Origin of the sequence: Alcanivorax sp. P2S70 (genome assembly GCF_000475295.1) — a bacterium.
GTDB lineage: Bacteria > Pseudomonadota > Gammaproteobacteria > Pseudomonadales > Alcanivoracaceae > Alcanivorax > Alcanivorax profundi.
Window position 1 is genome coordinate 31694 of the sequence record NZ_AXBZ01000041.1, and the last position, 9086, is coordinate 40779.

9 protein-coding genes are annotated in these 9086 nt (G+C 58.8%); 4 read left to right on the forward strand and 5 right to left on the reverse strand.

Annotated elements, in window-relative coordinates; all coding sequences use genetic code 11:
- Nucleotides 1-31: 31 nt before the first annotated feature.
- The 3 genes from panC (at nt 32) to acs (ending at nt 3639) form a co-directional block, all read left to right on the forward strand.
- Nucleotides 32-889: a pantoate--beta-alanine ligase gene (gene panC / locus Q672_RS29715; protein WP_022986168.1), complete on the forward strand. Its 858-nt coding sequence runs from the start codon at nt 32-34 to the stop codon at nt 887-889.
- 87 nt (nt 890-976) lie between these two features.
- Nucleotides 977-1357, forward strand: a complete 381-nt coding sequence (panD, locus tag Q672_RS29720; RefSeq protein ID WP_022986169.1) for an aspartate 1-decarboxylase — start codon at nt 977-979, stop codon at nt 1355-1357.
- Nucleotides 1358-1701: 344 nt separating this feature from the next.
- A complete protein-coding gene (gene acs / locus Q672_RS29725; RefSeq protein WP_022986170.1) occupies nt 1702-3639 on the forward strand; it encodes an acetate--CoA ligase in 1938 nt (645 codons plus the stop codon).
- A gap of 100 nt (nt 3640-3739) precedes the next feature.
- Here the strand turns inward: acs and Q672_RS29730 are convergent, their stop codons facing one another.
- The 5 genes from Q672_RS29730 to pip all read right to left on the reverse strand — a co-directional run bounded on the left by Q672_RS29730 (nt 3740) and on the right by pip (nt 8614).
- Nucleotides 3740-4687 carry an alpha/beta hydrolase gene (locus tag Q672_RS29730; RefSeq protein ID WP_022986171.1) on the reverse strand — a complete coding sequence of 316 codons (948 nt, stop codon included), beginning with the start codon at nt 4685-4687 and terminating at the stop codon, nt 3740-3742.
- On the reverse strand, nt 4666-6504 hold the full coding sequence (locus tag Q672_RS29735) for an Lnb N-terminal periplasmic domain-containing protein (protein WP_022986172.1): 1839 nt from the start codon (nt 6502-6504) through the stop codon (nt 4666-4668). The genes Q672_RS29730 and Q672_RS29735 overlap by 22 nt, the downstream gene beginning before the upstream one ends.
- 94 nt (nt 6505-6598) lie before the next feature.
- Complete coding sequence (locus Q672_RS29740) at nt 6599-7081, reverse strand: DUF3015 domain-containing protein (protein ID WP_022986173.1); 483 nt, start codon at nt 7079-7081, stop codon at nt 6599-6601.
- Nucleotides 7082-7256: 175 nt separating this feature from the next.
- Nucleotides 7257-7694, reverse strand: a complete 438-nt coding sequence (dtd, locus tag Q672_RS29745) for a D-aminoacyl-tRNA deacylase (protein WP_022986174.1) — start codon at nt 7692-7694, stop codon at nt 7257-7259.
- Nucleotides 7691-8614 (reverse strand): prolyl aminopeptidase, encoded by a 924-nt coding sequence (gene pip / locus Q672_RS29750; protein WP_022986175.1) that lies wholly within the window; start codon nt 8612-8614, stop codon nt 7691-7693. The genes dtd and pip overlap by 4 nt, the downstream gene beginning before the upstream one ends.
- Here pip and Q672_RS29755 point away from each other — a divergent pair.
- The gene (locus tag Q672_RS29755; RefSeq protein ID WP_022986176.1) at nt 8613-9071 is read left to right on the forward strand and encodes a nuclear transport factor 2 family protein; all 459 of its coding nucleotides are present in this window, start codon (nt 8613-8615) and stop codon (nt 9069-9071) included. The genes pip and Q672_RS29755 overlap by 2 nt on opposite strands.
- The last annotated feature ends 15 nt before the right edge of the window (nt 9072-9086 follow it).

Below are 9086 nucleotides of genomic sequence, written 5' to 3' on the forward strand. Positions count from 1 at the left end.
GCTGTCGCCAACATACTGCTGAGGGCTTCTGATGCAAACTGTTCACTCTGTCGCTCAGGTTCGTGAGTACGTTCGTGGCTGGCACCGCAAGGGACACACCGTCGGCTTCGTGCCCACCATGGGCAACCTCCATGATGGCCACATCAGCCTGGTGCGCGAAGCACGGGCCCGCTGCGATGTGGTCGTGGTCTCGATCTTCGTCAATCCGACCCAGTTTGGCCCTAACGAAGACTTCGACCGCTACCCGCGCACGCTGGATGCCGATGCAGCCGCACTGGTCGATGCCGGAGCCGATTTGCTGTTTGCCCCCTCCGTCGACGAAATGTATCCGCTGGGCCAGAACCAGACCTGGGTAGACGTAGACGGCCTGGGTGACTACCTGTGTGGCGCCAGTCGTGAAGGGCATTTTCGCGGCGTGACGACAGTCGTGTCGCGGCTGTTCAATATCGTCCAACCGGATGTCGCCGTCTTCGGGGAAAAGGATTTTCAGCAGCTGGCCATCCTGCGCCGCATGACCGAAGAGCTGCTGTTTCCGGTCAAAATTGTCGGGGCGCCGACCAGCCGCGAAGAAGACGGCCTGGCGCGCAGCTCGCGCAACGGCTTTCTCAGCGAAAGTGAGCGCAAACTTGCCCCGCAGCTCTACGCCAACCTGCAACAGATCCAGCAGGCCGTCGAGGCCGGCGAGCGCGACTACCGGAGCCTGGAGGCGCGCTTTTCAGATGCCTTGAACGAAGCCGGATTTGCGGTGGATTACCTGACCATTTCCAACGCCCGAAGCCTCGCTCCCGCAGCCGAAAACGACACCGATCTGGTGATTGCCGTAGCCGCCAAACTGGGGCAAACGCGATTGATAGACAATGTCTCACTGGCCGTTGTAGACAACCAGTGATTCGTGCATACTTCGGGCCCCTTGAAGCGCCTGCTTGGTAGAAACAACGTATATCGCAGGCTTCAGGTAGTGTGAGAGGTAACCAACATGCAGTGCACCATGCTGAAAGCAAAACTCCATCAGGCTCGTGTCACCCACGCGGAACTCGAGTACGAAGGCTCCTGCGCCATCGATGGTGATCTGATGGACATGGCTGGTATCCTGGAGTACGAACAAATCCAGATTTATAACATCGACAACGGCGAGCGTTTTGAAACTTACGCGATCCGTGGCGAAGCCGGTTCCAAGATCATTTCGGTAAATGGTGCTGCCGCCCATAAGGCCCAGCCCGGCGACCGCGTGATCATCTGCGCCTATGCCAGCTACTCCAGCGCCGAACTGGTCAACTTCAAGCCCAGCCTTATTTACATGGATGAAGGCAACGCAGTTAAGGGCACCAGCAACGCGATCCCGGTACAGGTTGCCTGATACCCGATCCGTTACTGCCAGGATTCTGAAACGCCGGCTCATGCCGGCGTTTTTTTTATGTCGTTACGTGGCAACAGGCCCCCAAAGCAGCTTCACCCCAGCTCTGATTCGTGCCCACCCAAAGCACAGCCCCCCGCCCCTCTAACCCGCGATTCACTGTTAACTATTCACTATTCACGGCTCTTCTACTTGGCCATTCCTCTACGCATTGTTTACTCTTGGGGCACGCCGATTCCCCTACGACCATGGTGGAATACCCGTAGGCGGAACGAGCCACAATAATGAAGGAAAAACGGAGAGCGGTGTACGCGGCTCTCTACAGGCAGTATTCCAAGGAGGCCCTGATGTCCAAGCCCATCGTTCACCCTGTTCCAGACGATTTCAAAGCCCAGACCCTGATGACCCGCGAGCAATATGATGCCTGGTACCAACAGTCCATCAATGACCCGGAGACCTTCTGGGCAGACCGTGCCAATCAGTTTCTGGACTGGAAAACCCCCTGGGACAAGGTCAGTGACTGGGACTTCACAGAGGGCCGCGCGGCCTGGTTTCAGGGCGCGACCCTGAATGTCTGCTATAACTGCGTCGACCGTCATTTGCCCGAGCGGGCCAACCAGACCGCGATCATCTGGGAGGGCGACGAGCCCGACCAGGACAAGCACATCACCTATCAGCAGCTGTTCGAGGAAGTCAGCAAGTTCGGCAATGTCCTCAAACAGCGCGGCGTCAAAAAAGGCGACCGGGTCGTAATCTACATGCCCATGATCCCCGAAGCCGCCTATGCCATGCTGGCCTGCGCCCGTATCGGCGCCATCCACTCAGTTGTGTTTGGCGGCTTCTCTCCCGAAGCGCTGAAAGATCGCATCATTGATGCAGGCGCCTGCGCCGTCATCACCGCCGATGAAGGCGTTCGCGGCGGCAAGATCGTGCCCCTCAAGGTCAATGCGGACAAGGCCATGGACGGTATCGACAGCGTCCACACCTGTGTGACCGTGAAACGCACTGGCGGCGATGTGGCCTGGCAGGAGGCTCGCGATGTCTGGTACCACGACGCCATCGGCGATGCTTCGGCAGACTGCGAACCGGAATGGGTCGCTGCAGAAGATCCGCTGTTCACCCTGTACACCTCCGGCTCCACCGGCAAACCCAAAGGTGTGCTGCATACCTCTGCCGGCTACCTGCTCAATGCGGCACTGACTCACAAGTACGTCTTCGACTACAAGGAAGGTGACATCTACTGGTGCACCGCCGATGTGGGCTGGATTACCGGCCATAGCTATATCGTTTATGGCCCACTGGCCAACGGCGCCACCACCGTGATGTTCGAAGGGGTACCCACCTACCCGGATGCCTCACGTTGCTGGCAGGTGGTGGACAAGCACAAGGTCAACATCTTCTACACCGCCCCCACCGCCATTCGCGCCCTCATGGGGCTGGGCGATGCACCGGTAACACAAACCTCCCGTGCCAGCCTGAAACTGCTCGGTACCGTAGGTGAACCCATCAACCCCGAGGCCTGGGAGTGGTACTACAAGGTCGTGGGGGAATCGCGCTGCCCGATCGTCGACACCTGGTGGCAAACCGAAACCGGCGCCATCATGATCGCCCCGTTGCCCGGTGCTGTGGACCTGAAAGCAGGCTCTGCCACCTTGCCCATGTTCGGTATTGAACCGGTACTGATGGATCCCGACGGCAACGAGCTGGAGGGAGCCACCTCCGGCAATCTGGCCATTCGCTCCAGCTGGCCAAGCCAGATCCGCACGGTTTACGGTGATCACCAGCGCATGATCGATACCTATTTCAGCACCTACAAAGGCTATTACTTCACTGGCGACGGCGCCCGCCGTGACGAGGATGGTTACTACTGGATTACCGGCCGGGTGGACGACGTCCTGAACGTCTCCGGCCACCGTCTGGGCACAGCGGAAATCGAGTCGGCACTGGTGCTGCACCCGAGCATTTCTGAAGCCGCCGTGGTGGGCTACCAGCACGACGTGAAGGGTCAGGGCATCTATGCCTATGTCTCGCTGATGGCCGGCAAGGAAGGCAGTGATGAGCTGGTACAGGCGCTGCGTGATCTGGTCACTCAGGAAATCGGCCCCATCGCCAAACCGGACCTGATCCACTTTGCACCAGGCCTGCCCAAAACCCGCTCAGGCAAAATCATGCGACGCATTCTGCGCAAGATTGCCGCTGATGAACTGGACAGCCTGGGGGATACCTCCACCCTGGCAGACCCCGGCGTCGTTGATCAGCTGATTGAGACCCGCCTGAATCAGTAACAGCCTGCGGCGGGCGCAAGAAGGCCCTCATCCTCCTTGCGCCCCTGTCGCTGTCGCCAAGACGCCTCGCCCCTTCAGCAAGGGGCTGTTCAACAGCCTGCTAGAACCGATAAGCCCCATTCCCGGTGTCCGGGGACGGCGGGGGCACGATTGGCCCCTGGATTGGCGGTGGGGCAGGCTTGTCGCTGACCGGTTCTGGAGCCCGGGCTGAACACCCAGAGGTTTCCATGAAATCCACCAGCCGGTCCTGCACGTCCGGATCCCGGGTACTCTGGGTGTGCCCCCCATGCAGAGGCTGGAAGGTCTTGGGCGCCTGAGCGGCGGCATACAACCGCTCTCCATGGCTATAAGGGACCACTTCATCCTCGTCACTATGCAGTATCAGCAACGGGGTTGGCGCGATGCCGGCAATCCGGTTCTCCGGATCCTGCTCACGCGCAGGCATACCGGGCACCACCATCCAGCGCAACGGCCATAACAGCCAGCTTTTCTTCATCACGTCATCAGTGATATCCCGGTAACTGGCAAACGCGGCCTCCAGCACCACACAGTCCGCCGCACCGGCATTTTCCTCTTCACCCAGCACCGTTGCCGCCATGGCGCCCCCCAGGCTTTGCCCGAAAACAATCAAGGGCCCCGCGTCGTCGTGCACGCTCCGCAACCAATCCAGCCCCAGCTGCACGTCGTCATAGACCTCTGGCAGTCTTGGTTTGCCTTCAGAGAGGCCGTAACCCCGGTAGTCGATCAGAAAAACGTTATAGCCCCGTGCCGGCAACCACTGCACATTGGCCAGATGAGTCGAAATATTCTGGGCATTGCCGTGCAGAAAATAGACGGTCCCCTTCACTCCGGCAGCCTCCTGGGCAGGCAGCCACCAGCCATGAATACGCATGCCACGAGGGTGCAACAGCACAATATCCTCGTAGGCCAGGCCCTGATTTTCCGGGTTCTGCACCCAGGGCTTCATGGGGTAGAAATACAGTTTGGAGCAGCCTGCCATCAGGGTAAGCAGCCAGCCCAGCGCTATCAGTCGAAGTACCATCGCCATTGCAGTTTAAACTCGTTATCGCCATCCCCTCGCCAGCCTTCACGTTCAAGAGAGGCACGCACACCGTGCTGACGGGTCACCGCCCATTGCACGGCCAGTTGCGAGGTATAGCGATAGAAATCGTTGGTGAAATAATGCCCGACACTGCCCGCCTGCCATTGCCAGCGTCCCCGCCGATACAGGATGCCTGCATCCAGCCCGGCCCCCGGGGTCACAAAGGTGTCGAACTCGCTATTATTCTCCATCCGCAGGCTGGTTAACAGATACGGCTGCCAATTCCCCCACTGCCAGCTTCCTCCTGCCCCCCCTTGCAGATAACGCACCAACCGCCTGCGTCCAGCCCAGGCGCGCTCCAGACCGCCGTCCACGTACCAGCTCAATGGCTGAATGAACCGATTCCGTGGGGCCAGCGAACGAATACTCACCACTTGCAGGTCTTCCAGCTTGGCATCCCCTGATTCCGTACTGCGCAATGTGAGATCCAACCCTTCGATTTCTGCTCCACGCAAAAACCCATAAGGATTATCCAGCAAGTCATGGTAGGTCAGGCGATAACTGAGCTCGCCAAAATCCTGATTCCCTTCACGCTGGCCGCCGCTGATCGCCAGCATCTGGGTGCCATGGCCCTTTTCTGGCGGCTCCGGATCGAGGGTCTCCGGCACGGCTACCGGCGGCAGCTGGTTCATGGCCGTGAGCAATGCAAAGGAGTCCTTGGCCACCGCATCGGTACGCTCTTCCTTTCGGTATTTGAGTCGCAAATAGCGGTAAGCCACCGACGCCATGATCGCCCGGTCCGATGCCGACTCGGCCAGAAAGGCGTCACTGGTCAGCAGCGACGGATCATCGGCGAGTCGTCGTGCCAGGGCCTGCTGATTACCATTGAGTTGCTCACGCAAATTATTGAGCTCTACCGCCTTGGACGGCCGGTAGTGGCGCTCACGGATGATGCCGCGGTCATCCAGTGCCCGCACGGTATTGACCGGCACTTCGGCAAAGCGCAGCTCCGTGAGCAATTGCGAGCCAGGGCGGGCCACCTCAACCAACTCCAGCAACCGGAACGAACAATTCTCGTCGAAAAAGTAATAGTCGAAATTGATATCCTTGAGCTCCCAAAGGTGCTCAATCAACCAGTCGAGCTCCTGCTGGTCCAGGTCCAGGGTGTATTCCCACATATCGCGATTTTCCATGTGAGAGTATTCCTGGATCTTCTGGACATAGGGCACCAGCGCAAAACGCCCGGGATACCCTCCGGCGAGCCCACGATAAATATAGAAGAATGAATTGTCCTGGGCCGTGGACACGGCACCAAAATTTACCGCCCAGGATAACCAGACGGCCGAGTCCTCGCCCTGGTCCAGCCTCAGCAGCGTATGACCAAACATGGAAGAGGGGCTATTCAGGTAAGCGGCAGGAAAGACCAATACCGCTCGGCTAGCGGTAACCGCTGCCCGCCATTCACGGTACTGCGCGCAATGATCAAACGCGCCAGCCTGCTCCCAACCCAGCGACTGCGCCAGAAAACGGTACCGGGCCGGAAAGCGGCAACGAGCTTGCGCGCCGGGCGACTGCAATGCCTCATGGGTCGCCAGCAGCTCGGCAAGCGGATCCTCCTTGCCCGTTTCCGACAGGAAGAAGTTATCATCATCCACATAGCTGCGGTGACGGTCGCGTAGCGTTGCCCCCGGATTGATGTGCAACAGCGCTTGCCAGCGGTCACTGGCCGCCAGGGCATCCATGGAAACATCAGGTCGGGGTGGCGTGACCGCCACAGAAACTGCTGCCCAGCACAGCAGCACACACAGCAATCCAGTGCGCATGGGAAAATCCATCAGGCGGGTCAAACGAAATCACGTTCCCCAATAAAACAAAAGCCCCGCCATGGGCGGGGCCTGCGATCACCTGTCCGGGTACTTATACAGTGTACTTGGACAGATTCTGATCTTTCTTCATCACATCATTAATGCTGGCCATAACCTGCTTGGCGGTCACGTCCTGATGCGGGAAGATGGCAGCGAAGTTTTCGTGCATTACCGTGTTGAAATGCGCACGGTCAGACGCTTCAATGCCCATGGATACAGACAGTGCGGTCAGCGCTTCGCCTTCACCAGTGGCCATATCCTGTGCAACTTCTTCCATCACACCGGTCATACCCAGCAGGCTTTGGCCGCTGTAGGTCAGGGCGCCGCTGGTGTCACAACCATTGGTACCGGTGGTCATACCAAAAGTAGCGTTACCGGTGGTGCCGTTCACCAGGGTTGCCAGCAGATGCATCGGCATACCAGACTGGCCTTCGAAGAGCATATTGCCCCAGCCACAACCCGGGCCACCGGGTGCAACAGCCATGGCGGAAGTTGATGCGCCCAACATGGCGGCAGCAATCAGCGTCTTTTTCATCCTGAATTCCTCCAAGTTTTTATTAATCATCCCTGGGGATGCAGCCAAGCAACCACTGCTGTCCGCAAACAGCCAATGTGCCCTTCGCGGTGCTCTCCCCGTCACCCCTTTACAAGGCAACTCAACTCATCATAAACAAGGGCAACGGCTTTGCAATAAGCTTATTCCAAATTCATCACAACTCGAGCATAAAGGTCACGGGCCCATCATTGACCAGTGAAACCTTCATATCGGCAGCAAACACTCCAGTTTCCACCGGCACCCCGAGCCCTCGCAGACAAGTTACACTGTGCTCATAAAGCCTGCGCCCGTCATCCGGCGCGGCAGCGCCACTAAAGCTGGGACGCCGCCCCTTGCGGGTATCAGCAGCCAAGGTGAACTGTGATACCGCCAGCACGCTGCCCTGTACATCGCGCAGGTCCAGGTTCATTTTTCCGTCGTCATCGGAAAACACCCGATAGCCAACCACTCTCTTCGCCATTTTTGCCACCAGCGCTTCATCGTCATGCTTCTCAATCCCGACCAGCAACAGCAGGCCGTGGCCAATCGCCCCTACGGTCTGCCCGTCCACTTGCACGCTGGCGGACTGCACCCGCTGCATCAATACCTTCACACGCTTATCCTTGTTTCCATCCGCCGTACGGCCTGCACAAGCGCTTCGGCAATCGCGGGGTGCGACGACGAGTGAGAACCGCCCTCAACCCAGTGAAGTACGCTGTTGGGGAGCACCTTGTGTAACGCCAGAGCCTGATCCGCCGGGCACACAAAATCCCGATCACCCTGAATGATTTCCGTGGGAACCTGGCTACCCGCACATCGCTCAAGCAGGGGAGACGGCAAGAACCCCTGATGCAGGAAATAGTGGATTTCCTGCGTTGCCATACATAGCTCATCATCACTGCCAGCCCCGTCCGCCAGGGTTGGCATCAACGCCAGCGTCGCCTCCCAGTTACACCAGGCTCGAGCGTAGTGACGCGCCTTGGGAGTCTCGAGCCCACGACGATATCGCTCAAGAAGGCCACCCTCTCCTTCCGGGGCCGCCGCCAACAATCGCTGCCAGGCCTGTGGAAAGAGCCGGGCGGCGCCGCCCTCTGTGTATAGCCAGTCCCTGTCCTGTTGCCGGCAGAGAAAAACACCACGCAACACCATGCCCGAGACACGCTGAGGATGTTCTGCCAGATACGCCAGCGCCAGCGTAGCGCCCCATGAACCGCCAAAGACCATCCACTGATCCAGCCCCAGATGCGCCCGGATAGATTCCAGATCTGTCACCAGATCTGCTGTGGTATTGTCATGGATGCTGGCAAGCGGTCGGCTTTGCCCTGCGCCTCGCTGATCAAACACAATGATGCGAAACCGCTGCGGGTCGAAGAAGCGCCGCAGCACGGGAGAGCAGCCTCCACCGGGACCGCCATGTAGCACCACGACCGGTATGCCGTCGCGATTACCGCTCTCTTCAAGGTACAACTGGTGGCCTTGGCCAACGGAAAAATGGCCTTGCCGATAACATTCAATAGGGGGAAACAACGCCATGGGCACAGGACTGCCAGTCAGAAAAATTCCAGCATACCTGCTGCTTTTGGTGCTGCAACTGATGATTGCCGGTTGTAGCCAGTCACCGCCGGAAGAGGCCATCCGTCACGCACTCGACGAACTGGAACAGGCCATTGAAGACGGCGACACCGGCACCATCATGGACCGCCTGACCGACAACGCCAACGTCAGCCGCGGGCACCCCATGAATCGCAAGGAGCTGCAGCGAACCCTGATAGCGGCATTTTTCCGCTACCCCAAACGACAGGTCACGCTGGCCGGCATCCGCATCGAAGTGGATCCAGTCTCCCGTAAAACCGCCCGGGTCCGCTTCACCGCCATCGTCTGGGGTGGGCGCAATCTCTTACCGGAAAATGGCGATAGCTATCAAGTCGACAGCCACTGGGTGTATGACGGCAACTGGAAAATAGACTCTCTGGATGCGAGCGGGCAGTGAACAGTGAACAGTGAA